Origin of the sequence: Rhodococcus sp. KB6 (genome assembly GCF_001445685.1) — a bacterium.
GTDB lineage: Bacteria > Actinomycetota > Actinomycetes > Mycobacteriales > Mycobacteriaceae > Rhodococcus_F > Rhodococcus_F qingshengii.
On record NZ_LNAK01000117.1, the window covers coordinates 1 to 260 of the forward strand.

The 260-nt window shown below is 57.7% G+C and carries 1 rRNA gene; it reads right to left on the minus strand.

Annotated elements, in window-relative coordinates:
* Positions 1-260, minus strand: a 23S ribosomal RNA gene (locus ASU23_RS16345); the annotation flags it as partial.

Here is a 260-nt window from a genome sequence, read left to right on the forward strand (position 1 = left end):
AGTTTCTCACTCGTCTTTCGCTACTCATGCCTGCATTCTCACTCGTGTGGCCTCCACGGCTAGGTCACCCTGCCGCTTCCATGGCCACACGACGCTCCCCTACCCATCCACACACCTGCCCAACACTCCGCAGAGTGAAGGGGGGCTATTGCGTGAATGCCGCAGCTTCGGTGGTGTACTTGAGCCCCGCTACATTGTCGGCGCAGGATCACTTGACCAGTGAGCTATTACGCACTCTTTCAAGGGTGGCTGCTTCTAAG